At 67.9% G+C, this 23,885-nt stretch carries 19 protein-coding genes; 12 read left to right on the top strand and 7 right to left on the bottom strand.

What is annotated here, in order from left to right:
* Window positions 1-79 precede the first annotated feature (79 nt).
* Together VGV58_RS19650 and VGV58_RS19645 are read left to right on the top strand one after the other, a co-directional pair.
* Window positions 80-1,060 (top strand): LysR family transcriptional regulator, encoded by a 981-nt coding sequence (locus tag VGV58_RS19650; protein ID WP_326875712.1) that lies wholly within the window; start codon window positions 80-82, stop codon window positions 1,058-1,060.
* 78 nt (window positions 1,061-1,138) lie between these two features.
* Window positions 1,139-1,747 carry a glutathione S-transferase family protein gene (locus VGV58_RS19645; RefSeq protein WP_326875711.1) on the top strand — a complete coding sequence of 203 codons (609 nt, stop codon included), beginning with the start codon at window positions 1,139-1,141 and terminating at the stop codon, window positions 1,745-1,747.
* Window positions 1,748-1,760: 13 nt separating this feature from the next.
* On the opposite strand, the gene VGV58_RS19640 is transcribed toward VGV58_RS19645, so the two are convergent.
* The 3 genes from VGV58_RS19640 to VGV58_RS19630 all read right to left on the bottom strand — a co-directional run bounded on the left by VGV58_RS19640 (window position 1,761) and on the right by VGV58_RS19630 (window position 7,284).
* Complete coding sequence (locus VGV58_RS19640; protein WP_326875710.1) at window positions 1,761-3,572, bottom strand: peptidoglycan L,D-endopeptidase MepK; 1,812 nt, start codon at window positions 3,570-3,572, stop codon at window positions 1,761-1,763.
* A gap of 188 nt (window positions 3,573-3,760) precedes the next feature.
* Entirely contained in the window at window positions 3,761-5,644 is a 1,884-nt protein-coding gene (locus VGV58_RS19635; protein WP_326875709.1) for a L,D-transpeptidase family protein, read from the bottom strand.
* Between the two features lie 149 nt (window positions 5,645-5,793).
* Window positions 5,794-7,284, bottom strand: a complete 1,491-nt coding sequence (locus VGV58_RS19630) for a sigma-54-dependent transcriptional regulator (RefSeq protein ID WP_326875708.1) — start codon at window positions 7,282-7,284, stop codon at window positions 5,794-5,796.
* Between the two features lie 202 nt (window positions 7,285-7,486).
* Between VGV58_RS19630 and VGV58_RS19625 the strand changes: the two genes are divergently transcribed.
* The 6 genes from VGV58_RS19625 to grxD all read left to right on the top strand — a co-directional run bounded on the left by VGV58_RS19625 (window position 7,487) and on the right by grxD (window position 13,600).
* The gene (locus tag VGV58_RS19625; RefSeq protein WP_326875707.1) at window positions 7,487-9,328 is read left to right on the top strand and encodes a M3 family oligoendopeptidase; all 1,842 of its coding nucleotides are present in this window, start codon (window positions 7,487-7,489) and stop codon (window positions 9,326-9,328) included.
* A gap of 13 nt (window positions 9,329-9,341) precedes the next feature.
* The gene (locus VGV58_RS19620) at window positions 9,342-10,226 is read left to right on the top strand and encodes a methyltransferase domain-containing protein (protein WP_326875706.1); all 885 of its coding nucleotides are present in this window, start codon (window positions 9,342-9,344) and stop codon (window positions 10,224-10,226) included.
* Window positions 10,223-10,663: an acyl-CoA thioesterase gene (locus VGV58_RS19615; protein ID WP_326875705.1), complete on the top strand. Its 441-nt coding sequence runs from the start codon at window positions 10,223-10,225 to the stop codon at window positions 10,661-10,663. Before VGV58_RS19620 ends, VGV58_RS19615 begins: the two co-directional genes overlap by 4 nt.
* A 95-nt stretch (window positions 10,664-10,758) precedes the next feature.
* Window positions 10,759-12,969: a phosphoribosylformylglycinamidine synthase subunit PurL gene (gene purL, locus VGV58_RS19610; RefSeq protein ID WP_326875704.1), complete on the top strand. Its 2,211-nt coding sequence runs from the start codon at window positions 10,759-10,761 to the stop codon at window positions 12,967-12,969.
* Window positions 12,970-12,980: 11 nt separating this feature from the next.
* A complete protein-coding gene (locus tag VGV58_RS19605) occupies window positions 12,981-13,217 on the top strand; it encodes a BolA family transcriptional regulator (RefSeq protein WP_326875703.1) in 237 nt (78 codons plus the stop codon).
* A 47-nt stretch (window positions 13,218-13,264) separates the two neighbouring features.
* Window positions 13,265-13,600, top strand: a complete 336-nt coding sequence (gene grxD, locus VGV58_RS19600) for a Grx4 family monothiol glutaredoxin (RefSeq protein WP_091836387.1) — start codon at window positions 13,265-13,267, stop codon at window positions 13,598-13,600.
* Between the two features lie 142 nt (window positions 13,601-13,742).
* Here the strand turns inward: grxD and VGV58_RS19595 are convergent, their stop codons facing one another.
* From VGV58_RS19595 to tlpA, 4 genes are all read right to left on the bottom strand, one after another.
* Window positions 13,743-14,216, bottom strand: a complete 474-nt coding sequence (locus tag VGV58_RS19595) for a nucleoside deaminase (protein WP_326875702.1) — start codon at window positions 14,214-14,216, stop codon at window positions 13,743-13,745.
* A gap of 39 nt (window positions 14,217-14,255) precedes the next feature.
* Complete coding sequence (locus VGV58_RS19590; RefSeq protein WP_326876174.1) at window positions 14,256-15,986, bottom strand: carbamoyltransferase family protein; 1,731 nt, start codon at window positions 15,984-15,986, stop codon at window positions 14,256-14,258.
* A 78-nt stretch (window positions 15,987-16,064) separates the two neighbouring features.
* Complete coding sequence (locus VGV58_RS19585; protein ID WP_326875701.1) at window positions 16,065-17,057, bottom strand: hypothetical protein; 993 nt, start codon at window positions 17,055-17,057, stop codon at window positions 16,065-16,067.
* 169 nt (window positions 17,058-17,226) lie between these two features.
* On the bottom strand, window positions 17,227-17,856 hold the full coding sequence (gene tlpA / locus VGV58_RS19580; protein WP_326875700.1) for a thiol:disulfide interchange protein TlpA: 630 nt from the start codon (window positions 17,854-17,856) through the stop codon (window positions 17,227-17,229).
* Window positions 17,857-17,887: 31 nt separating this feature from the next.
* Between tlpA and argH the strand changes: the two genes are divergently transcribed.
* The 4 genes from argH (at window position 17,888) to VGV58_RS19560 (ending at window position 23,761) form a co-directional block, all read left to right on the top strand.
* Window positions 17,888-19,288 carry an argininosuccinate lyase gene (argH, locus tag VGV58_RS19575; RefSeq protein ID WP_326875699.1) on the top strand — a complete coding sequence of 467 codons (1,401 nt, stop codon included), beginning with the start codon at window positions 17,888-17,890 and terminating at the stop codon, window positions 19,286-19,288.
* 76 nt (window positions 19,289-19,364) lie between these two features.
* Window positions 19,365-19,625, top strand: coding sequence for an LPS translocon maturation chaperone LptM (lptM, locus tag VGV58_RS19570; protein WP_326875698.1), 261 nt, complete (start codon window positions 19,365-19,367; stop codon window positions 19,623-19,625).
* 18 nt (window positions 19,626-19,643) lie between these two features.
* Window positions 19,644-20,933 carry a diaminopimelate decarboxylase gene (gene lysA / locus VGV58_RS19565; RefSeq protein WP_326875697.1) on the top strand — a complete coding sequence of 430 codons (1,290 nt, stop codon included), beginning with the start codon at window positions 19,644-19,646 and terminating at the stop codon, window positions 20,931-20,933.
* 134 nt (window positions 20,934-21,067) lie between these two features.
* A complete protein-coding gene (locus VGV58_RS19560) occupies window positions 21,068-23,761 on the top strand; it encodes a TIGR02302 family protein (protein WP_326875696.1) in 2,694 nt (897 codons plus the stop codon).
* Window positions 23,762-23,885: the final 124 nt, after the last annotated feature.

The raw sequence follows: 23,885 nt of genomic DNA, 5'->3' as shown, positions 1-23,885 counted from the left end.
AGCGGTTCACTTGCCGCACCAGAATGCCCATATTGGGCACCAATCTGTTGCTCATCCAGGAACGCTTGCGGAGCGCCTCATGTCCGAGATCGACGATATCAGGAGCTTCGTCGCCGTCGTCGATGCCGGCGGCTTCGGCCGGGCCGCGCATAATCTCGGCCTGGCGAAGTCGATCGTCAGCCGCCGTATCACCCGTCTGGAGGCCGATCTCGGCACGCGCCTGCTCAGCCGCACGACCCGCGGCGTCGCCGCCACGGAGGCGGGGCTGGAGTTCAAGGCGCGCGGCGAGCGCATCCTGTCCGAGCTCGCCGAGGCGCGCGAGGCGGTGGCGCAGCAATCCGAAGGTGTCGCCGGGCGCCTGAGGCTGTCGATGCCGCTCTCCTTCGGCTACCGGCATCTCGCGCCGGTGCTGGCGGAACTCGCCCAGCGGCACCCGAAGCTGGAGCTCGACGTCGAAGCCAGCGATCGCCAGGTCGATCTGATCGGCGAGCGCTTCGATGCCGCGATCCGGATCGGTTCGCTCAAGGATTCGAGTCTGGTGGCGCGACGCATCGCGCCGGTGAAGGCGGCGGTGCTAGGCAGCCCCGATTATTTCGCCCGCCATGGCCGGCCCGAGACGCCGCTCGACCTCGCCCGGCACGAATGCCTGGTCTATTCCGGCAACAGCGTCGTCGACTGGGGCTTCCGCATGGGCCGGCGCTGGGTCTCTGTTCGCCCTTCCGGGCGGCTGCGCTCGGACAATGGCGACACCCTGTTGAAATGGGCCGAGGCCGGGCTCGGCATCGTCGTGCTGCCGACCTTCATCGCCAGCGACGCGATCCGGGCCGGGGGGGTCGAGCATATCCTCTGGCGCTATCCGATGCGCGAGAGCGCGCTGCATGTCGTGCGCCCACCGGGCTCCTATGTGCCCGGCAAGGTGCGGGTGTTGATCGACCTGATGCTGGAACGCTTTGGCAACACCCCCGCCTGGGATCCCTGCCAGGCAGCGGTTCAGGCGAAGATCGCGGCCGGTGAATTGGCGCCCGAGGACTATCCCGCCGACGAGCATCAAATGGTGTGAAGTCGAGCTTCACCCGAATTTGCGTGGCAAGGCGTCCGCAAGCGGCCAGTGTTCCCACCACGACAATGGGAGATCACGATGCTGCTGGTTGGAATGCTCGACAGCCCCTATGTGCGGCGCGCCGCCATCACCGGGACCCTGCTTGGCCTCGAATTCGAACACCGCTCGGTCTCGGTGTTCCGGCACATGCCGGAGTTCCGCAAGATCAACCCGCTGATCAAGGCGCCGAGCCTGGTCGCCGATGACGGCACGGTGCTCAGCGAATCCCTGCTGATCATCCAGCATATGGAGGATGTCGCCGGGCGCTCGCTGCGACCGGCCGACAAGGCGGCGCGGGTCAGGGATCTCAGCCTGACCGGCATCGGCATCGTCGCCGCAGACAAGGCGGTTTCGGTCGAATACGAGCGCAAGCGGCCGGAAGAGAAGCGCTACGACAACTGGCAGGAACGCATCCTCTCGCAGCTCCACACGGCTCTGGACTTGCTGGATCAGGCCGCCCAGCGCGGCGAGATCGGCGCTGGACCCGAACTCAGGCCGGGCGATATCGCCGCCGCGATCGCCTGGGGCTTCTGCCGCTTCGTCATCCCGGAATTCGTTCCGGAGGAACGTTGGCCGGCGCTGGCGCGTCAGGCTGCGGCCTGCGAGGCGCTCGACGTCTTCAAGGCCTGGCCGATCGACAAGGAATAGGCCGAGGTCTCGCTCAGTTCTGGACGAAGGTGGTCGGCAGCGGCTTGACCGCCGGGCCGGTGAAGCCGCTGGTGCCGACATCGCTGGGCTCGGCGGCCGAGAAGCCGAGCGCAGCGGCGGGGTTCGCGCCGGCGACCCAGCCCTTGGCCCGAGCCTCCGAACCGGCCTTCGCCTTGGCGGTCGCGACGGTGGCGCGGCGTGCGGCAGGTGCCTCCGGCGCCGAGACGGCGGCGAAGAGCGAGTCGAGGCCGGCTCGGTCGGCGTTGTATTCCGCGGCGATCGGGGTGCTGCGCGGCCGCGCGGCGATCTGCGTCGTGCCGGCCTGCTCCGGCGGGGCGCCAGGCGGACGCGGCCGGACCGGCGGCATCGGATGATTGATCGCGACCAGCTTGGCGCCGGCGGGAACGGCGCTCTCGGTGTCCTCGGCGTCGTCGTTGAGACGCAGTCCCTCGGTCGACAGGCTGGCCAGCGCGACCGGGCGCGACGGCGGCAGCGGGGCCGAGACGGCCTTGCCGGTCAGGATGGTTTCAAGCGACGGGCCCGGCAGGTCGGTCGGCCTACGCGGCGGTAGCGAGGCGAGGATGAGCTTCTGCTCGGAGGCGGGCAGCGGCAGGGCCGTCGCCTCGGCCGCCAGCGCGGCGAGCTGCGGCGAACCGGCCGGCGGGTTTGGCACCGGCGGCGTCAGGCCGCTCGGGCGCGCCACGGGAAGCGCGGTTGCGATCGGGGCGGGCTTCGGCGGCTCGGGCGGCGCAACCTGGGCAGGAGCCAAGGCAGCGACCTGCGTCTCCTCAGGCGGCGGCGCGGTGGTGGTCGTCGCGCGGTTCGAGCGCTCGCGGAGAACGGCGCGGCCGCTCGGCTCGGGCTGGGCCGGCTGTGGGTTGAACACGGCGAAGCGGCCGCCATCGCCGCTGTTGCTGTCGCCGGCATAGGCCATGACGGTCGGCTGCGGCGTCGGCGCGCGACGCGCTGCGGCCGTACGGCCGCGGGTCGGGCGGGCATCTGCCTCCTCGTCGTCGCCGCCGAACAGCGCGGCCCAGAAGCTCTTGCCGCCGCCGCTGGACGCCATGATCGCGCCCTCGTCGTAATCCCCGGCGGCGTAGCCCATCACCGAGCCGCCGCTGGAGAGGATCTCGGCCTTGGCGACCTCGTAGCCGCCCAGCGGCTTGCCGTCGGCCGGCAGGTGCACGGTCTTCTCGTCGGGGAAGAGGCGGACGAGCTGGTCGCGGGTCATGCGCGGCCAGGAGCGGACGGAGCCGGCATCGAGATGGACGAAGGGGGTATGGGCGCCGGGATAGAAGCCGACGCCGCCGCGCTGCATCCGCATCGCGACCTCGCGCATGCGGGCGGTCGGGGTGTCCGGCAGGTAGAAGTCCATCGCCTTGCCGAGCATGTGCTGGCTGTGCTTGGCGACGCCACGCGAGCGCCGACGCAGCATCGAGTTGGTGCCGGGCGAGCGATAGGCGGAGACGACGTGGAAAGGCTGGTCGGAGCCGACCTTGCGATGGACTTCCCAGGCTATGTCGAACAGGCGCGGATCCATCCGGATCGGCTCGTCGATGCGCCAGTCGCGCAGCGCCCAGTTCAACTTCTCCAGCGCCGAGGAATCGTAGCGGCCGTCACGCTTGAAGGTGACGGTCGTCTCCTCCTTGGTGTGCATATGCTTGATCGTGATCGTGCGGGTGTCGCCGTTGGCGACGGCGTTCTGCGTGCCGCGTACGCCAAGCACCAGGACGCTTGCGCTCGTGGCGAGCAGGAAGCCGGCACGCGCGCTCAGCCGCAAAAACCGCGGGAGCCGTGCTGCGATCTCGGCTTTCGACCTGCTCACTCTGCCAGACCCGTCTCGAAGCGCCGGGCAAGCCGGAGCGGTAAACGTGAAGGAACAGTTGCCGAGAAGGCTTAACGGGAGGTTACCGGCGAGACAACTCCCCGCCGGAATCCGGCAAGCAAGATTGCTCGCTACCGCCAGATCGTGGCGAAACCGTGCCGAATGGGACTTTTCCCAGGCCGGAACGGTCAGGAACGCTGCTCGAGGGCGTTCCTGACCAGCCTGTGGAAACCGTAGATATCGTCGAAGGTGGTGACGGCGCCGGCCGCATCTACGACGATCGTCTCATAAACGAGATGGATCTGCAGGGGCTGCGGCAGCTTGATGGTGCGCTCGCCCGAACCGATCAGCCGCTTCAGGCGTTCGCTCGTCCACTCCGGCCCGAGCACCTGGTCGGCGAGGGCGAACGGGTTCTCGACGCGCACGCAGCCATGGCTGAAGGCGCGCTTGCCGGCACCGAACAGGCCGCGATTCGGCGTGTCGTGCAGGTAGACGGCATGGTCGTTCGGGAACATGAACTTGATCCAGCCGAGCGCGTTGCGCTCGCCCGGCGGCTGGCGCACCGAGATGCTGCCGTTCTTGCCCCGCGTCACGACGTAGCCGCGCCTGGCGGCATAGTTCGGATCGTTGGCAAGTCCTGGCAGGAACTCCTTCTTCAGGATCGAGGGCGGTACGAACCAGGACGGGTTGACGACCACGTGCTCCATCCGGTGCGAGAACACCGGCGTCGCCGATTCCGGCTTGCCGACGATCACGCGCGATTCATAGGCGAGCTTGTCGCCATGCATCACGCGCATCCGGTATTCCGGGATGTTCACGACGATGCGGTTCTCGCCGATATCGCTCGGCAGCCAGCGCCAGCGCTCCATCTGGGCGATGATGTCGCTCTCCAGCCGGGTCGAGCGCGGCATGGCGAGGGCGGCGACGGTCTGGTCGCTGAGCACGCCGTCGGCGCGTAGGCCCGCCTGCTTCTGGAAGTCGGCCAGGGCCAGCGCGGTCGAGCGGTCATAAACCGGCTCCTCGCTGCTGCCGAGGCCGAGCCGGGCGCGAATCAGCGGGACGCGGGCATCGCGCATCCCGACCTTGAGGATGGGGCCGGCAGGGATACGGGCGACCGGCGTCTCCGGTTTGTGGGCGCGCAATTCGGCGAGCTTGGCCTTCAGGTGCTGATAGCCGGCATGCCGGGGATTATAGGCGGCGAGCACCGCGCCGGCATCGGCCGCACCGGCGAGCTCGGACAATACCTCGGTCGCCGAGGGCAGTTCGAGCTTTGGCGTGATCAGCTTCGACAGACGGCGCGGGTCGAGACGACCGCCGCGGGCGTCGCGGGCATAGAGCACGGCCAGCGCCGAGAGCCGGATATCGGCCGCGGCGAGGCTGTCCTTGTCGCTGCTTTCGAAGACCGGGAGCAGATAGTCGCCGGCGCGCAGGCCGTCATCGCTGGCGTGGCCGAGCTGCGCGACGATCTGCTTGCCGGAAGTGCCTAGGTCCTTGCCGTCGATCCAGAACGGCCGGTTCTCGTTGGCGGCATAGGCCGCAACGATGTCGGCCCGCTCGCGAGCGGAGAGGCGGGGCAGGGCGGCGGCGATCTCGGCCTGGGCTGCGATCCGGCCGGAAAGTTCCAGCCCCGGCGGCATCGTGACTGCAACCTCGGGAAGAGGCGGCAGGTCGATCTGCGCGGGCTGGGCCAATTGCGGCTGCGGCGCGGGCTCGGCCGGCTTCACCAGCGCCGGATCGACCGGCGGCATCTCCGGCTCGGGCAGGTCGAGCTCGAGCTCTGCCGGGGTGCGGTCCGGCCTCGTCGAGAGCGCGCCGGTGACCATCTCCTTGGTCTCGGCTGCGTCCGCCGATTGCGAATCGGCCGACGGGCGCAAGTCTAGCGTCACTTCCGCCGGGGCGGGAATGTCGAGCTTCTGCGGCCCGGTATCGCTGTTCAGGATGACCAGAGCCGGCTGCTCGGGCAGCGGCACGCCAATGTCGCCAGCGGCCTCCTGGGCCGTCGCGGAGGCGAGAAGCAGGGAGAGGCCAAGCGTAGTGGCTGAGACGGTTTCCGCCAGGCGGCGAAGGCGCATCGATAACTTCCCCGGTCCTTGGCCGATCTACGCCGATAACTGCGTGACTCGGCCTGTTTCGACAAGATGCCGCCTTGCAACAGCGGCCGATATTCGCCCTCCGCAACCCGCCCCCTGTGAGCTGCAGACGGTGTTTCGATTCGGTTCGATCAGGCGGCGTCGACGCCTTCGGCGGTGTCCTCGCCTTCGATCAGCCCGTAATCCTTGAGCTTGCGGTAGAGCGTCGAGCGGCCGATGCCGAGCTTGCGCGAGATCTCGGACATATGGCCGCGGTAATGGGCCAGTGCGAACTTGATGATCTCGCGCTCCAGCTCGTCGAGCGTGCGCATGTCGGAGCCGGCGACGAGGTCGAGCGCATTGGGATCGCGCACCGGCACCTGGATGATGCGCGGCGGCGCTTCGCCACGCGGCTCGCTGGCGATGGAGGCCGGCGCCGGCGGGATGCGCACGTCGAACCCGTCCATCTGCGCTGCGATCTGTGGGAATTCGGCGATGGTGAGCTCGTCGCCATCGGAGAGCACGACGGCGCGGAACATCGCGTTCTCGAGCTGGCGGACATTGCCGGGCCAGTCATAGTCGGCGAGGAGGGTCAGGGCTTCGGCGCTGATGCCGCGCAGCTTGCGGCCTTCTTCGGCGGCGAAGCGGGCGAGGAAGCCGCGGGCGAGATCGGCGACGTCCTCGCGGCGCCGGCGCAAGGGCGGCAGCGTGATCGGGAAGACGTTGAGGCGATAATACAGGTCCTCGCGGAACTCGCCGCGCTTGACCTGCTCCAGCAGGCTCTTGTTGGTCGCCGAGATGATGCGGATGTCGACGCGCACCGACTTCTTGCCGCCGACCGGATCGACCTCGCTCTCCTGGATCGCACGCAGCAGCTTGACCTGCGCATCGAGCGGCAATTCGCCGACCTCGTCGAGGAAGAGCGTGCCGCCATTGGCTTCGACGAACTTGCCGATATGGCGCTCGGTCGCGCCGGTGAAGGCGCCCTTCTCATGGCCGAACAGGATGGATTCGACCAGGTTGTGCGGGATCGCCCCGCAATTGACGGTGACGAAGGGTTTGCCCTTGCGGTCACTGGAGCCCTGGATGGCGCGGGCGAGCACCTCCTTGCCGACGCCGGATTCGCCTTCGATGAGGATCGGGATGTTGGAGCGGGCGGCGCGCTCGGCAAGCTGGACGACACGGCCCATGTCCTGGCTCTTGCTGGCGAGATCACGGAAGCCGAGCTGCCCGGAGGCGCGCCGCTTCATGTAGCGGATCTCGTGCTCGAGAGCGCCGAGCTTGAGTGCGTTCTTGAGCGAGACCTGCAGGCGCTCGGCCCCGGCCGGCTTGACCACGAAATCGGAGGCGCCGGCGCGCATCGCCGCGACCACGGTCTCGATCGAGCCGTTGGCGGTCTGCACGATCACCGGGACCTCGCTGCCGCGCTCGCGCAGCGTCGCGAGCACGCCCATGCCGTCGAGGCCAGGCATGACGAGGTCGAGGATCAGGCAGTCGATGCGCCGCGATTCGTCGACGAGGACCGCCAGAGCCTGCTCGCCGCCTTCCGCCAGGGCAACCTCGTAGCCGAAGCGCTTCAGCATCGCATCGAGCAGCCGGCGCTGGACGGGATCGTCGTCGACGACCAGGATCGTAGCGGACATGAAACCTCGGCAGGCCAGGCGGTTAGCCGGAATCGGCTGTTCCGTTTCGGGTCACTGTCGGGGAGAAGGGTTAAGCCCCGCTTAAGCCGGCGAAGCCTGCGGGAAATCGGGCGACTGTGACAGCGTTGCCGTTGATCGCGAGGCGTTGGCCGCGCATATGAGAGGGCCACAACCGACCCCGACAGGCCGAGGCAGAGACGACATGACCCGCCCCTTCGACCGTCCCGCAATCGCACGCGCCGCCCATGCCGGAGGCGCGGCCGAGGCGCTCGGCACCCTGCCGGAATGGGATCTGACGCATCTTTACCCAGCGATGGATTCGCCGGCCTTCGCTGCCGACGTCGAGCGCGCCGCGACCGAGGCGCGGCGCTTCGCCGAGCTCTATCGCGGCAAGCTCGCGGCGCTCGCCGGGCGCGAGGACGCCAGCGCGGCGCTGGCCGAGGCGGTCAAGGCCTATGAGGGGCTGGAGGACCTGGTCGGCAAGATCATGTCCTATGCGGGCCTGGTCTATTCCGGCGACACCACCGACCCGCAGCGCGCCAAGTTCTATGGCGACACGCAGGACAAGGTCACCGCGATCTCGACCGAGCTGCTGTTCTTCGGGCTCGAGCTCAACCGGATCGAGGAGGCGCTGCTGGCCAAGGCTGCCGCGCAGGCGCCGCTCAGCCACTGGAGGCCCTGGCTCGAAGACCTCGCCAAGGATAAGCCGCACCAGCTCGAAGACCGGATCGAGGAACTCTTCCACGAGAAGTCGGTCACCGGGCACGGCGCCTGGAATCGGCTCTTCGACGAGACCATCGCCTCGCTGCGCTTCAAGGTCGGCGGCGACGACCTCACGCTCGAACTGACGCTGAACCGGCTGCAGGACGCCGATGGCGCCGTGCGTAAGGAGGCAGCGGAGGTGTTGGGAACCGTCTTCCGCCAGCACCTGCGGACCTTCGGCCTGATCACCAACACGCTGGCCAAGGACAAGGAGATCTCCGACCGCTGGCGCAAGTTCGAGGACGTCGCCGATTCCCGGCATCTGGCCAACCGGGTCGAGCGCGAGGTCGTTGATGCCTTGGTCGCGGCGGTGCGCGAGGCCTATCCGCGCCTGTCGCATCGCTACTACAGGCTGAAGGCGCGGTGGTTTGGCCAGGAGGCGCTCGACTACTGGGACCGCAATGCGCCGCTGCCCAAGGTCGAGCAGCGCACGATTCCCTGGACGGAGGCACGCGATACGGTGCTCTCGGCCTATGGCGACTTCTCAGCCGACATGGCGGGGATCGCTCAGCGCTTCTTCGACGAACGCTGGATCGATGCGCCGGCCCGTCCGGGCAAGGCGCCGGGCGCATTTGCTCATCCTACGGTGCCATCCGCACATCCGTATGTGCTGCTCAACTACCAGGGCAAGCCGCGCGACGTGATGACGCTGGCGCATGAGCTCGGCCATGGCGTGCACCAGGTGCTGGCCGGGCCGAACGGGGCGCTGATGGCGCCGACGCCGCTGACGCTGGCCGAGACGGCGAGCGTGTTCGGGGAGATGCTGACCTTCCGCAAGCTGCTCGACGAGACCCGCGACCAGAAGCAGCGCAAGGCGATGCTGGCGGCCAAGGTCGAGGACATGATCAATACGGTCGTGCGCCAGATCGCCTTCTACTCCTTCGAGCGCAAGGTCCACGAGGCGCGCCGGCAGGGCGAGCTGACGGCGGAGAATCTCTGCGATCTCTGGCTCAGCGTGCAGTCGGAGAGCCTCGGCCCCGCGATCCGGCTCGGGCCGGGATATGAGACCTTCTGGGCCTATATCCCGCACTTCATCCACTCGCCGTTCTATGTCTATGCCTATGCTTTCGGCGATTGCCTGGTGAACTCGCTCTACGGCGTCTACCAGAACTCGGCCTCGGGCTTTCAGGAACGCTATTTCGCGCTGCTCTCGGCCGGCGGCACCAAGCATCATTCCGAACTGTTGAAGCCCTTCGGCCTGGACGCGCGCGATCCGGCCTTCTGGCAGATCGGGCTCAAGATGATCGAGGGGCTGATCGCCGAGCTGGAGGGGATGGAGTGAGGCGGGGCGCGCGGTGAGCTCCGTCGTCTTCGACCGCGCGCTCTATCGCCGCCGCCTGTCGGCTGCGCTTACGGCCGGCTATCCCGACTTCCTGCTGGCGCGTTGCGTCGGCGATCTCGACGAGCGGCTCTCGGCGGTGCTGCGCCGCTTCGAACGGGCGGCCGATCTCGGCACGCCGCTGCCATTGGCCGAGCCGGTGCTGCAGGCGAGGGCGGGCGGATTGCTGCGCATGGCCGAGGTCGCTGAGCCGAGCACCACGCTCGTCGGCGATCTCGAAGCCTTGCCCTTCGCCGCGGAATCGCTCGATCTCGCGGCGTCACTGCTGGCGCTGCACGCGGTCAACGACCTGCCCGGCGCGCTGATTCAGATCAAGCGGGCGCTCAGGCCGGACGGCCTCTTCATCGCCTGCCTGCTCGCCGGCCAGAGCCTGACCGAATTGCGCCAGTCGCTGCTGGCGGCCGAGGTCGAATTGACCGGCGGGGCGAGCCCGCGTGTCGCGCCCTTTGCCGATCTGCGCGATCTCGGCGGCTTGCTGCAGCGGGCAGGTTTCGCGCTCCCCGTGATCGACAGCGAGAGCGTCACCGTCCGCTATGGCGACATGTTCGGGCTGCTGCGGGACCTGCGCGCCATGGGCTGGGCCAATGCGCTGACCGAGCGCAGCCGCAAGCCGCTGCGGCGCAGCGTGCTGCTGCGGGCGGCCGAGATTTATACCGAGCGGTTCTCCGATCCGGATGGGCGCCTGCGCGCGACGTTTGAGATCGTCTGGCTCTCCGGTTGGGCGCCGCATGAGAGCCAGCAGAAGCCGTTGCGGCCCGGCTCGGCCAAGGCCCGGCTGGCGGATGCGCTCGGCGTTCCCGAGATCGGCACCGGCGACAAGGCGGGTGGGGAGAAGCCATGAGCGAGAAGCCGGTCAGGCTGGGGCGGGCCGATTTCCGCCTGTTCCGCACCATCCCGACGCGCTGGGCCGACAACGACGTCTTCGGCCACGTCAACAACGTGATCTATTACAACTGGTTCGACACGGTGGTGAACGCCTGGCTGATCGAGCAGGGCTTCCTCGATGCGAAGGAGAGCAAGGTCGTCGGCCTCGTGGTCGGCACGCGCTGCGATTATTTCGAGAGTGTCGCCTTTCCCGAGATCGTCGAAGGCGCGCTCGCGGTCGAGAAGCTCGGTCGTTCCTCGGTGACCTATCGGATCGGCATCTTTCGGCAGGGCGGCGCGCTCACGGCGGCGCAGGGCCTCTTCACCCACGTCTATGTCGAGCGTGGTCCGCAGACGCCGGTGCCGATCCCGGCCAGCTTACGGGCGGCCATGGTGGAGATCGGGGTCGGGTAGGCGTCGCCTGCGATTGTATCGGTGGCCGTTTTCAGGCTATTGCCCCCGCTTGAGATCGAGCCTCTGGCTCGCCCCCTCCGTCAGGAACAGGCCGCGTGATTCCCAACGACATCAAGATCACCCCGCAGCTGGTCGCCGAGCACGGCCTCAAGCCGGACGAATATCAGCGCTTCCTGCACCTGATCGGGCGTGAGCCGACGATCACCGAGCTCGGCATCGTCTCGGCGATGTGGAACGAGCACTGCTCGTACAAGTCGTCGAAGATCCATCTGAAGACGCTGCCGACCAAGGCGCCCTGGGTGATCCAGGGCCCGGGCGAGAATGCCGGCGTCATCGACATCGGCGACGGGCTCGCCGTGGTCTTCAAGATGGAGAGCCACAACCACCCGTCCTTCATCGAGCCCTATCAGGGCGCGACGACGGGCGTCGGTGGCATCCTGCGCGACGTCTTCACCATGGGCGCGCGCCCGATCGCGGTACTCGACGCACTGCGCTTCGGCGATCCGAGCCATCCGAAGACCCGCCATCTCGTGTCCGGCGTCGTTGCCGGCATCGGCGGCTACGGCAATTCCTTCGGCGTGCCCAATGTCGGCGGCGCCACCGGCTTCCACCGCCGCTATGACGGCAACAACCTCGTCAACGCCATGGCGGTCGGCCTCGCGCGCTCCGACGAGATCTTCTACGCCAAGGCCTCGGGCGTTGGTAAGGCGATCGTCTATCTCGGCTCCAAGACCGGCCGCGACGGCATCCATGGCGCGACCATGGCCTCGGCGGCCTTCGACGAGGGCGCCGAGGAGAAGCGTCCGACCGTGCAGGTCGGCGACCCCTTCGCCGAGAAGCTGCTGCTCGAAGCCTGCCTCGAGATCATGGCCGCTGGCCATGTCGACGCGATCCAGGACATGGGCGCGGCCGGCCTGACCTGCTCGGCGGTCGAGATGGGCGCCAAGGGCGATCTCGGCGTCGAGCTCGACCTCAACGCGGTGCCGTGCCGCGAAGCGCAGATGAGCGCCTATGAGATGATGCTGTCGGAAAGCCAGGAGCGCATGCTCATGGTGATCAAGCCGGGCCATGAGGAGCCGGCCGAGGCGATCTTCCGCAAATGGGGCCTGGACTTCGCCGTGGTCGGCAAGACCACCGACACGCTGCGGTTCGTCGTCAAGCATGACGGCGAGACCATGGCCGACCTGCCGATCAAGGAGCTCGGCGACGAGGCTCCCGAATATGACCGGCCCTGGGTCGAGACGCCGAAGCGGCCGGTGGTCGAGGCCGCCAGCGTGAAGCCGCCGATGTCGAACGCCGAGGCGCTGCTGGCGCTGGTCGGTTCGCCCGACCTGTCATCGAAGCGCTGGATCTACGAGCAATACGACACGCTGATCCTCGGCAATTCGGCGGTGACGCCGGGCGGCGATGCCGGCATCGTCCGCATCGAGGAGGGGCCGAAGGGCCTCGCCATGACCGCCGACGTGACGCCGCGCTATTGCGAGGCCGATCCGTTCGAGGGCGGCAAGCAGGCCGTGGCCGAAGCCTGGCGCAACCTGACCGCGGTCGGCGCCTTGCCGCTCGCCATCACCGACAATCTCAACTTCGGCAATCCGGAGCGGCCCGAGGTGATGGGCCAGCTCGTCGGCTGCATCCGCGGCATCGGCGAGGCCTGCAGGGCGCTCGACTTCCCGGTCGTCTCCGGCAATGTCTCGCTCTACAACGAGACCAACGGTGTCTCGATCCTGCCGACCCCGACCATCGGCGGCGTCGGCGTGCTCGCCGATGTGACGAAGCATGCGACCGTCGGCTTCAAGGCCGAGGGCGAGGCGATCGTCCTGATCGGCGAGACCAAGGGTTGGCTCGGCCAGAGCGCCTATCTCGCGACGGTCTGTGGTCGCGAGGAGGGCGCGCCGCCGCCGGTCGATCTTGCGGTCGAGCGACGCAATGGCGAGTTCGTGCGAGCGCTGATCACCGCGGGCCGCCTCACCGCCTGCCATGACCTCTCGGATGGCGGCCTTGCTGTCGCGCTCGCCGAGATGGCGATGGCCAAGGGCATCGGCGCCAGCATCACGGCGCTGCCGGCCGGCCCGGCTCATGCCGTGCTGTTCGGCGAGGATCAGGGCCGCTACCTGCTGTCGCTGCCGGCGGGCGCCGCTGAAGCGGTTGTTGCTGAGGCGAAAGCGGCAGGCGTGCCGGCTGAGATCATCGGCAAGACCGGCGGCAGCGCGCTTGCCCTGCCGGGCGAGGCCGCTGTCTCGATCGCAGCCCTCAGCAAGACCCATGAGAGCTGGCTGCCCGACTACATGGCCGGCAAGGCCAACTGAGGAGACGCATCATGGCGATGGAAGCGAGCGAGATCGAGCGCATGATCAAGGCGGCGTTCCCCGACGCCATCGTCGAGATCAAGGATCTCGCCGGGGACGGCGACCACTATGCCGCGACGGTGACCTCGGCTGCCTTCACCGGCAAGTCGCGTGTTCAGCAGCACCAGATGGTCTATGCCGCCCTGCAAGGAAACATGGGCGGCGTGCTGCATGCCCTTGCGCTGACGACTGCGGTTCCCCAGAATTAGAACGAGTACATCCGGCGGGCCTTGAACCCGCATTTGGAGATAAAGCCATGAGCGACGTCAACGCCCGCATCGATGCCGAAGTGAAGTCCAGCGACGTGGTGCTCTTCATGAAGGGCACGCCGCAATTCCCGATGTGCGGCTTCTCCGGCCAGGTCGTGCAGATCCTCTCTTACGTCGGCGTGCCGTTCAAGGGCGTCAACGTGCTGGAGGATCAGGAGATCCGCGAGGGCATCAAGGCCTATTCGAACTGGCCGACCATCCCGCAGCTCTACGTCAAGGGTGAGTTCGTCGGCGGTTGCGACATCACCCGCGAGATGTTCCAGGCTGGCGAATTGCAGGCGCTGCTCGAAGAGAAGGGCATCGCCGTCAAGCAGGCGAGCTGAACGCCGATACGGGATTGCGGGGTGGTCGCGTCCGACGCGCCGCCCGCAGTTTCGGCGGATCGATTTTTTGCTGAGCGATCAGAGATGTGACCCGGCTGTCCTGTGATGGTGCCGGGCGGGGCGGCTCGTTTCTCGCCGAGACCTAGGCCGACTTGCCCTGCCGTTCGGCCCATTCGACATAGAGGTCGGGACCTGCCTTCAGGCGAACCGGGAGGTAGCGGATCGCCATCGACTGCTCGGCGAACGGCTTGGCCAGATCGGCATAGATCGCAGCCGTCGAAAGCCCGAAGGGTGCGCCATCGTCGTTTGAATAGGCGTAGTAGACCTCTCCGATGCCGGCGAGCCGCATCGCCGCCATGCACATCGGGCAGGGATGGCCGCTCGCATAGACTGCGCATCCGGCGAGGTTGGGCGATCCCAGCGTCTTGCTCGCCGCGCGGATGGCCGTCAGCTCGGCATGGGCGGTCGGGTCATTGGCCCTGAGGATCTCGTTGACGCCGCTGGCGATGACCTCGCCGTTCCTGACGATGACGGCGCCGAACGGGCGGCCGCCATCCCTCATATTGTCCTGCGCGAGTTCGATGGCTTCGCAGAGAAAGCGGCTGTGGTCGCTCATGGCGCGCTCCTCCCGTGTCTGATCAGCCGAAGTGGGCGCTCACTTCACCAGCAGCCAGTCCTCGACCACCAGCGCATCGAGCCCTGAGGTGTAGAACATCAGGATCGCATCCTCGCTGGTGTGCAGGATCGGCTTGCCCATGATGTTGAACGAGGTGTTGAGGATCACCGGCACGTCGGTGAGCTTGTGGAAGGCCGAGATCAGCGCGTGGTAGCGCGGATTGCGCTCGGCAGTGACGCTCTGCAGGCGCCCGGTCGCATCCTCGTGGACCACTGCTGGCACGCGATCGCGTACCGTCTCCTTCCAGGTCAGGGTGCGCTCCATATAGGGCGCGTCCTGGTAGTTCTCGAACCAATCGGGGCCATGCTCGGCCAGGATCGAGGGGGCGAAGGGCCGGAAGGCCTCGCGATACTTCACCTTGGCGTTGAGGATGTCCTTGGCGTCGGCCGGGCGCGGATCGGCCAGGATCGAGCGGTTGCCGAGGGCGCGCGGCCCGAACTCGGCACGCCCCTGCGCCCAGCCGATCAGCTTGCCTTCCGCCAGGAGCTTGGCCGTCGCGGTGATGATCTCATCGGGCGAGAGCTTCTTCAGGCGCGGCTCCCAGGTCGCCATGCGCTCGAACGGCTCGGTGGAAAGGCTGGAGCCGAGATAGGGGCTCATCGGCCCCTTGGGCGCCTGCCAGTCCGGATTGGCCTCGGCATGGGCCAGCCAGGCGGCACCGATCGCATTGCCGTCATCGGCCGGGGCGGAGGGGACGTGCACGCGCTTGAAGCCGTGGCGGCCGACGATCTTGCCGTTGAAGGAGGAGTTGAGCGCGCAGCCGCCGGCGAGCACGAGATTCTCCGAGGGGCAGAGCGCTGCCGTCTCGGCGAGCAGCGCCTCCATCATCTCGGCGAAGACGTCCTGGCCGCAGCGCGAGAGGTCGGCCCAGCCCTTGTCGAGCGCATCGGCCGGGCGGCGAGCCAGGATCTCGTCGGCGACCTGCTGGACCGTGGCGGCATCGGAGAAGATGAGCTTGGTGCCTTCGACGCGATAGAGCCTGCGAAGCAGAGCGAGCAGCTCGGGATCGCTTTTGCCATAGGGCGCGAGGCCCATGATCTTCCATTCCTCGCCCTTGGCCTGGTCGAAGCCGGCAAGGTCGGTGACGAAGCCGAAATAGAAGCCGATCGATTCGCGGCCGCGATGGCGCTTCAGCTCGGTGAGGCGGCCGTCCCGGAGCGCGAAGACCGCGGAAGCGCCGGTCTCGCCCATGCCGTCGACGACGAGGCAGGCGGCATCGCGGAAGGGCGAGGACCAGGAGGCGTAAGCTGCATGGCTGAGATGGTGGCCATAGCGCTTCATCCCGGCGACCTTCGCCTCGCCGAAGGCGCGGTCGAGGCCGAGCACGGTGCCGAGGCCGGCGCGCTGCTGCTGGTGGTGCAGGTTGGCGATCAAGGCGCGTTCGCTGCGCTCGGGCACGAGCGAGCGGTTGAAGGCGGGCGAGAGCTTCAGCAGCGCGTCGAGGCTGAAGGAGCCGGCGCGGCTCATCTGGTCGAGGAAGCCGGTGAACTCCTCGCCCCAGCTGGTCGCGAGCCTGATCTGCGCGCCCTTCGGGATGTAGCGCTTGAGCAGGCCTTCCATCCGCACAGCCGTATCCGGTTCGCAGTTCGGCGCGCGCTTGTATTGCAGATAACGCTCGGTGGCCTCGGCGAAGAGGACCTCGCCATCGGGATCGATGATGGCGATGGCGGGGTCGTGGAACGTGGTGGCGAGGCCGATGGTGTAGCTCATGGCCGGCAGCGTATGGAGCAGCCGGCCGGCCATGGCAAATGTTGCAGATCGGTGACGCCGGGTCGTGGCGTCACGCGATCACTGGGCGAAGGCGATGCTGTCGGCGATCGCCTTGATCGCCGGTTCCAGCGAGGGATAGGTCGCTTCGTCGGCGCTGACGATCATGCGCACGAAGCGCCCATCGGCGCCGAGGCCGATATACTGGGCAAAGCGCTTGCCGGTGCTGCCCTCTGCAGTCTTGCCCGAGAGCAGCACGCCGTCCTTGCTGCCGGCGAAGGCGACGGTCTCGCGCTTGGTGATCTCGGCCTTCTCGAAGCCGCGCGTCGTCTGCAGCAGCTTCTCGCCGACGGCGGCCAACTGGCCGGCCGGGACCTGGCCGCCAGTCTGGTAGCTGACGATCAGCATGGGCTGCGCGCCCTTGGGGTCGACGTTCAGCGGGCCGGAGGTCATCAGCACGCCAAGGCCGCCGAAGGTGTCGACGACGCGGAAGGGCTCGGCGGCGCGGATGCGGAAAGGCAAAGCGGCGAGCTTCTGGTCGAGCGTCGGCTCGGCGCCGAGCGAGACGCTCTTCAGCATGGTGACGACATCGTCGCCGTCGAGATCGGAATCCTCCGGCGCCTGCACCGTGATCATCACGGTCTTGGCGCCCTTGAGCAGCACGATCCACTTGTCGAAGGTGGTGCCGGCGACATTCTGCTGGCCCGTCAGGATGCGGCCCTTGCCGCCAGCCGTCTCGATGTCCTCGGCGTCGTCGATCACGATGTTCTGCTTGGCGAAGTTCGCCTTTGCGGTGTCGGCGTTGCCGAACAGCGCCTGCAATTGCGCATGCGCCTCGGGCGGCATCTCCACCACCAGGACCGAGGCCTTGGCCTCGGCATGCTCGAGGCCGGCGAACTTGCTGGACGGCACGAAGCCCTTCAGCGGCGCCAGCGAGACCGTGGTGCCCGAGATCGCGGTGCGATCCTGCGCCTGTGCAGTCACGGCCAATCCGGCGGCGAGCAAGCCACCCATGGCCAGCCGAAGGGCCGTTCGGGCGGCATGGCGCATTGTGCCCAAGTCGAATCGGATCATCGCATCGCTCCTGTACGATCGGTGGTGTCCGCGTCGCCGACGCGGGTCATGTTGCAACTGGCTGAGCGGATACAGGTTCGCATCCCGCGATCTCATGATCGAAGGATGAGGCCTGAAGCCGCTTGTCGCCCTTGTGGATGTCAGTGCCGTGATCGACGACGCGCGCCGCTCAACGCCGGCCGATCGCTGCCGTGATCAGCGCCTTGGCGTCGGCGCCGGCCCATTCGGCCGGCCCTTGCAGCAGAGCGAGCTCGCAGCCGGCCGGGTCGACCAGCAGGCTGATCGGCATGCCCTCGACCTTCTTCACGGAGCGGATGTCCTGGAAGACCTTGGCCTGCGGGTCGGCATAATAGGCGAGGCGGGTGATGGCCTTGTCGGCCAGCCACTTCTTCGGCTTGTCGGGATGGCGCGTGTCGATGTTGATCGTCACGACCTCGAAATCGGGGCCGCCGAGCGCGCCCTGGAGCTCATCGAGCGCCGGCATCTCGGTGAGGCAAGGCAGGCACCAGGTCGCCCACAGGTTGACCAGCACCGTCTTGCCGCGGAAAGCGGCGAGGCTCATCGGCTTGCCGTCCGGGCCGTTGAAGGCGAGGTCGGGCAGGAGCGCCGGCTGCTTGGCGACTTCGACGCCCGCGACCTCGCCTTTCGCGAGGGGGCGCAGCGTCTCGACCTTCGTCGCGGCGGCGCTGCAGACGGAATTGCCGGCTCCACCCCGGACGGAGTAGAAGGCCCCTGCGCCGCCGAGCACCAGCAGCGCCAGGGCCCCGCAAGCCGCCACTATTTTCGACCGAGACGTCATCGCGCGTCCTTGAAGAGCAGGAAAGACCGCCGTGAGCAACCGCATGTGGGGTGGGCGTTTCGCCACAGGTCCCGACGCCATCATGGAGGAGATCAATGCCTCCATCGATTTCGACCAGCGCCTGTGGCGCCAGGATATCCGCGGCTCGCTGGCGCACGCCGCCATGCTGGCTGAGACCGGCATCCTGACGAAGGACGACGTGGACGTGATCTCCGCCGGACTCAAGGGCATCGAGGCCGAGATCGAGGCCGGGCGCTTCACGTTCTCGCGCGCGCTCGAAGACATCCACATGAATATCGAGAGCAATCTCAAGGACCGGATCGGGCTCGCCGCCGGGCGCTTGCACACCGCCCGCTCGCGCAATGACCAGGTCGCGACCGACATGCGCTTGTGGGTGCGTGATGCGCTCGACCAGCTCGACGAGCAGGTCGCCGACCTCCAGCTCGCGCTCGCCGAGAAGGCAGATACCTATGCGGGGGCAGTGATGCCGGGCTTCACCCATCTGCAGTCGGCGCAGCCAGTCACCTTCGGCCATCATTTGCTCGCCTATGTCGAGATGCTGGCGCGCGATCGCGGCCGTCTTCGTGATGCCCGCGAGCGCATGAACGAATGCCCGCTCGGCGCCGCTGCGCTCGCCGGCACCTCCTTCCCGATCGACCGGCACATGACCGCCAAGGCGCTCGGCTTTTCCCGCCCGACGGCTAACTCGCTGGATTCGGTCTCGGATCGCGATTTCGTGCTGGAGACGCTGTCGGCCGCCTCGATCTGCGCCATGCATTTGTCGCGCCTGGCCGAGGAGATCGTGCTGTGGGCGACGCCGCAATTCGGCTTCGTCAAGCTCTCCGACAAGTTCTCGACCGGCTCCTCGATCATGCCGCAGAAGCGCAATCCCGACGCGGCCGAGCTGGTGCGCGGCAAGGCAGGCCGCGTCTTCGGTGCGCTGCAGGGCCTGCTGACGATGATGAAGGGCCTGCCGCTGACCTATTCGAAGGACATGCAGGAGGACAAGGAAGGCACTTTCGATGCGGTGCAGACCCTGTCGCTCTGCCTCGCCGCGAGCGCCGGCATGGTCCGCGACATGCAGCCGGACCTGAGGACGATGAAGAAGGCGGCCGGCCTCGGCTACGCCACTGCCACCGATCTCGCCGACTGGCTGGTGCGCGTGCTGAAGATGCCGTTCCGCGACGCCCACCACGTCACCGGCCGGCTCGTCGGCATCGCTTCCGCCAAGGGCGTCGGGCTGGAGAAGCTCTCGCTCGCCGAGATGCAGGAGGTCGAGCCGAAGATTTCCGACGAGATCTTCGCCGTGCTCGGCGTCGAACGCTCGGTGAAGAGCCGCACCAGCTATGGCGGCACCGCTCCCGCCAATGTGAAGCGGCAGGCCAAGCGCTGGCTGAAGCAGCTCGCCAAGGACGCGAAGCCGCAGCCATGATCCCGGCGCAAAAGCTCGCAAGCTTGCGCGCCATTCGCTACACTCGTTCCGAAGCTTCGCCTAAGGATCATCGTTCGTGCCGCAATCCCGCCTGAAATTCGGCCGCACCGTGCTGGTGGTCGGCCTGCTCGGCCTCGCGCTCGCGGCTTGCGGCCGCCGCGGGCCGCTGGAGCCTCCGCCGAACGCCAAGAATGCGATCGACCTGCCGGATCAGCAGACGGGCGCCGTCGAGAACAGCTTCAACGCTTCGGAGGCTTCGCCGCTCGGCAAGCCGCCGAAGCGAAACAAGGCGATCGAGGTTCCCGAGAAGCCCTTCGTGCTCGACCCGTTGCTCTGACAGCCTTCCGGACCTTCGATGCATCATTTCGCCTATCGCGACGGCGCGCTTTTCGCCGAGGATGTCGACCTGCGCGAGATCGTGGATCAGGTCGGAACGCCGGTCTATGTCTATTCCTCGGCGACGATCGAGCGGCATTATCGCCTCTATGAGGCGGCCATGGCGTCGACCGCACCGGGCAAGCCGGCCCATGTCTTCTACGCCATGAAGGCGAACAGCAATCTCGGCGTGCTGAAGACGCTCGCCGCGCTCGGGGCCGGCGCCGACACGGTCTCCGAGGGCGAGATCCGCAAGGCGCTGGCTGCCGGCTTCCCGGCCAGCAAGATCGTCTTCTCCGGCGTCGGCAAAGCTGAGAGCGAGCTCGCCTTCGCCGTCGAGGCCGGCATCTACCAGGTCAATATCGAGACCGAGGGCGAGCTCGACCTGTTGTCGAAGGTGGCGCAGCGGCTGGGCAAGCGCCAGGAGGCGGTGTTCCGGGTCAATCCCGACATCGGCGCCGGCGGCCACGCCAAGATCACCACGGGCTCCTCGGCCAACAAGTTCGGCGTCTCCTTCGAGGAGGTGCACCGGCTCTATGCCCGCGCCGCCAATATGGCGGGCGTCCGCATCATGGGGCTCGCCGTGCATATCGGCAGCCAGATCCGCGAGACGGAAGCATTCGAGGCGGCCTATGCCAAGATGCGCGACCTCGTGCTGGCACTGCGGGCCGAAGGGCACCGCGTCGACCGGCTCGACCTCGGCGGCGGGCTCGGCATCCCCTACGAGGTTCCCAGGGATTTCGACCATGGGCCGGGGCTGATCGAAGCCTATGCCGAAATGGTCGCCAAGCTGATGCAAGGGCTCGACGCCGAGCTCGGCTTCGAGCCGGGACGCCTGATCGTCGGCAATGCCGGCATCCTGCTGACGAAGGTGCTCCATCTCAATCCGCGCCCGACCAAGGAATTCCTCGTCGTCGATGCGGCGATGAACGATCTGATGCGGCCGGCGATGTACGAGGCCTATCACGAGATCTGGCCGGTGGCGGAGCCGGCGGAAAGCGCGAAGACGGTCGCCTATGACGTGGTCGGGCCGATCTGCGAATCAGGCGACACCTTCACCACCGGGCGTGAACTTGCCGCGTTGAAACCGGGCGACCTCATCGCATTCATGACCGCCGGTGCCTATGGCGCCAGCATGTCGTCGACCTACAACCAGCGCCCGCTGGTCGCCGAGGTGCTGGTGAAGGGCGACAAATTCGCGGTGACGCGGCCGCGCCAGACCTATGAAGAGCTGATCGGCACGGATCGTGCACCGCCCTGGCTGCCCTGAACCTGCTTCACAATAAGCGGAGCGCCTGTGGGGCATCGTGCCTGGGTGCTGGTCACGCCACAATCACGTGCTAGCCTCTCCGCTCGATCGATGAAGCCAAGAGAGGCGCCGCGGGGGGCGGCTCGGAGCATCGGATGAGCGAAGCACCGCGCCGCACGGCGCCAGATTCGGTTGGTACGATCCGCAAGCGGCTGGAGCGGCTCACTGCGGCCTCGCGGCTGTCTCTCGCCTGGGAGCGCCTCTGGCCGAAGCTGTGGGCACCGCTCTGCGTCGTCCTCGCCTTCCTCGCCGTTTCCTGGTTCGGGCTCTGGCTGCACCTGCCCTGGTGGGGCCGGGCTGCCGGCTCCGCCATTTTTGCTCTGCTCCTGCTGGGAAGCTTCTGGCCGGCTGTCACCGGCCGCTGGCCCAGCCGTCGCGAGGCGCTCGCCCGGCTCGATCATTCGATGGATGGGGCTCACCGTCCCGCGACCTCGCTTGAGGATACGCTCGCGGTCGGCGGCAAGGATCCGGTCTCGCAGGCGCTGTGGACGCTGCATCTGCAGCGCCAGAGCGCCCATGTCGCGGCGCTGAAGGTCGCGCCGCCGCAGCCGCACATGGCAGGGCGCGACAGGCGGGCGCTGCGCGCCGCGCCGCTGGTTGCAGCCGTCGCCGGCTTCTTCGTCGCCGGACATGAGGCCCTGCCGCGGCTCGCCGCCGCCTTCGACTGGCGTGGGCCGGCGCTGGCCGCCGCGGCCGTCCGGATCGACGCCTGGATCGACCCGCCCGCCTATACGCGCATGCCGCCGATCCTGATCGACTTCGCCAAGCTCGCCAGCCCGAATTTCAACGTGCCCGAGAAGTCGACGGTGGTGGTGCGCATCGCCGGCAAGAGCGGCATGGACGTCGCGACCACAGGCCGGCTCGACGCCGTGCCCGTCGAGGGCAAGCCTGGGGAAGCCAAACCGGTCGAGACGAAGGCCGCGCCGACGAACACGATTGCGGTGACCGAGAAGCGCTATCTGGTCGCTGGCGACGGCACCTTGCGCATCACCGGCTCGGGTGCTCCGGCGCAGACCTTGAGCCTGCACGCGATCATCGATCAGAAGCCGGAGATCGCCTTCGCCGAGTCGCCCAAGGCCGTCAGCGGCGTACAGGGTGGGCTCGGCCTCAGCTATCGCGCCAAGGACGATTACGGCATCGCCTCGGCCGAGGTGCTGGTCTCGCGCGTCGGCCCGATCACGGGCGGCCGCTCGCTGGTCGAGGCGCCCAAGCAAATGCTGCCGGTACCGCCGTCAGGCTCCGGTGACGACGAGATGAAGAGCACGGTCGATTTCTCGGCCCATCCCTGGGCCGGCGCCAAGGTCAATATGAGCCTCCTGGCGCGCGACGAGACCGGGCAGGAAGGCCGCAGCGAGACCGTCGAGGTCGTGCTGCCGCAGCGGACCTTCACCAAGCCGCTGGCCAAGGCGCTGGTCGAGCAGCGGCGCAAGCTCGTCATGGACGTCGACAATCGCAGGAAGGTCCAGCTTGCGCTCGACGCGCTGATGATCGAGCCGGATCGCTTCATGAAGGAGACCGGCGTCTATCTGGGCATGCGCATGATCGGCGAGCGGCTGCGCCGCGCCGCCAGCGATGATCAGCTGCGCGACGCCGCCGAGATGATGTGGGCGCTCGCGCTGCAGCTCGAGGATGGCGATCTCTCCGATGCCGAAAAGGCGCTCAGGGCTGCGCAGGAGAACCTGGCGCAGGCGTTGGAGCGCGGCGCCTCGGAAGAGGAGATGAAGAAGCTCACCGAAGAGCTGCGCCGCGCGATGGACCAGTACATGCGCGAGCTTGCGCAGCAATGGCAGCGCCAGCAGCAGAATGGCGAGCAGAACCAGGCGCAATTGCCTGAGAATTTCCGCACGGTGACGCCGCGCGACCTGCAGAACATGCTCAACCGCATCGAGGAGCTGACCAAGCGCGGCGACATGGCCGAGGCGCAGCGCCTGATGGAGGAGCTGAACAATCTCCTCAACAACCTCAAGACGGCGCGCCCCGGCCAGCAGGACCCGCGTCAGCGCGAGATGAACCAGGCGCTGGGCGATCTCGACCGGATGACGCGCGAGCAGCAGCAATTGCGCGACGAGACCTACCAGCAAGACCAGCAGAACCAGAACCGTACCCAGCAGGGCCGCCGTCCTGGCCAGCAGCAGGCGCGCCCCGGCCAGCAGGGCCAGCGCCAGCAAGGGCAGCAGGGCCAGCGCGGGCAGCGTGGCCAGCAACCCGGGCAGCAGCCGGGCGAGGACGGCGAGGGGGAGGACGGCCAGAACGCCGAAGGCGGGCAGGGCCAAGGGCAGCAAGGCTTGTCGCAGCGCCAGCAGGCCCTGCGCGAGCGGCTGCAGGAGCTGCAGCGGCGCATGCGCGGCATGGGCGCCGACCCCGGCGAGCTAGGCGAGGCCGAGGACGCGATGCGCGAGGCGGAAGGCCAGCTCGGCCAGGGCCAGGAGGGGGAGGCGGTCGACTCGCAGGGGCGGGCGCTCGATGCGCTGCGCAAGGGCGGCCAGAATCTCGCCCAGCAGATGCAGGGCGAGCCCGGCGAGGGCGAGGGCAACGACAACGCCTATGGCGATCCGGATGGGCGCCCCGCGGGCCGGCCTTCGGCGCAGCAACGCGACAACAACGACCCGCTGGGGCGGCCGCAGCGCCAGCGCGACTGGGCCGATGGCCGCGTGCGGGTGCCGGGCGCCGACGAGAGCGCGACGCAGCGGGCGCGGCGCATCCTCGAGGAGCTGCGGCGCCGCCTTGGCGATCCGCTGCGCCCGACCGAGGAGCTCGATTATCTCGAGCGCCTGCTGAGGCGGAATTGATCTGACGGCCCCGCGTCATGCTCGGGCTTGGCCCGAGCATCTCAGGCAAGAGGAGGCGCGAGACAGCGCCTTCTCGTCATGGGCTTCTCGGGTCTGTGCTTCGCTCCGCCCGAGAATGACGGCC

The sequence above is a fragment of the Allobosea sp. genome (genome assembly GCF_035944895.1).
Lineage (GTDB): Bacteria > Pseudomonadota > Alphaproteobacteria > Rhizobiales > Beijerinckiaceae > Allobosea.
This window is presented reverse-complemented; position numbering and strand designations above follow the sequence as displayed.

Excerpts from the sequence above, each read along its gene's own strand:
- VGV58_RS19650 (WP_326875712.1), top strand. The coding sequence starts at position 80 with ATGTCCGAGATCGACGATATCAGGAGCTTCGTCGCCGTCGTCGATGCC.
- VGV58_RS19645 (WP_326875711.1), top strand. The coding sequence starts at position 1,139 with ATGCTGCTGGTTGGAATGCTCGACAGCCCCTATGTGCGGCGCGCCGCC.
- VGV58_RS19635 (WP_326875709.1), bottom strand. The coding sequence starts at position 5,644 with ATGCGCCTTCGCCGCCTGGCGGAAACCGTCTCAGCCACTACGCTTGGC.
- VGV58_RS19630 (WP_326875708.1), bottom strand. The coding sequence starts at position 7,284 with ATGTCCGCTACGATCCTGGTCGTCGACGACGATCCCGTCCAGCGCCGG.
- VGV58_RS19625 (WP_326875707.1), top strand. The coding sequence starts at position 7,487 with ATGACCCGCCCCTTCGACCGTCCCGCAATCGCACGCGCCGCCCATGCC.
- VGV58_RS19615 (WP_326875705.1), top strand. The coding sequence starts at position 10,223 with ATGAGCGAGAAGCCGGTCAGGCTGGGGCGGGCCGATTTCCGCCTGTTC.
- VGV58_RS19605 (WP_326875703.1), top strand. The coding sequence starts at position 12,981 with ATGGCGATGGAAGCGAGCGAGATCGAGCGCATGATCAAGGCGGCGTTC.
- grxD (WP_091836387.1), top strand. The coding sequence starts at position 13,265 with ATGAGCGACGTCAACGCCCGCATCGATGCCGAAGTGAAGTCCAGCGAC.
- VGV58_RS19595 (WP_326875702.1), bottom strand. The coding sequence starts at position 14,216 with ATGAGCGACCACAGCCGCTTTCTCTGCGAAGCCATCGAACTCGCGCAG.
- VGV58_RS19590 (WP_326876174.1), bottom strand. The coding sequence starts at position 15,986 with ATGAGCTACACCATCGGCCTCGCCACCACGTTCCACGACCCCGCCATC.
- VGV58_RS19585 (WP_326875701.1), bottom strand. The coding sequence starts at position 17,057 with ATGATCCGATTCGACTTGGGCACAATGCGCCATGCCGCCCGAACGGCC.
- tlpA (WP_326875700.1), bottom strand. The coding sequence starts at position 17,856 with ATGACGTCTCGGTCGAAAATAGTGGCGGCTTGCGGGGCCCTGGCGCTG.
- lysA (WP_326875697.1), top strand. The coding sequence starts at position 19,644 with ATGCATCATTTCGCCTATCGCGACGGCGCGCTTTTCGCCGAGGATGTC.
- VGV58_RS19560 (WP_326875696.1), top strand. The coding sequence starts at position 21,068 with ATGAGCGAAGCACCGCGCCGCACGGCGCCAGATTCGGTTGGTACGATC.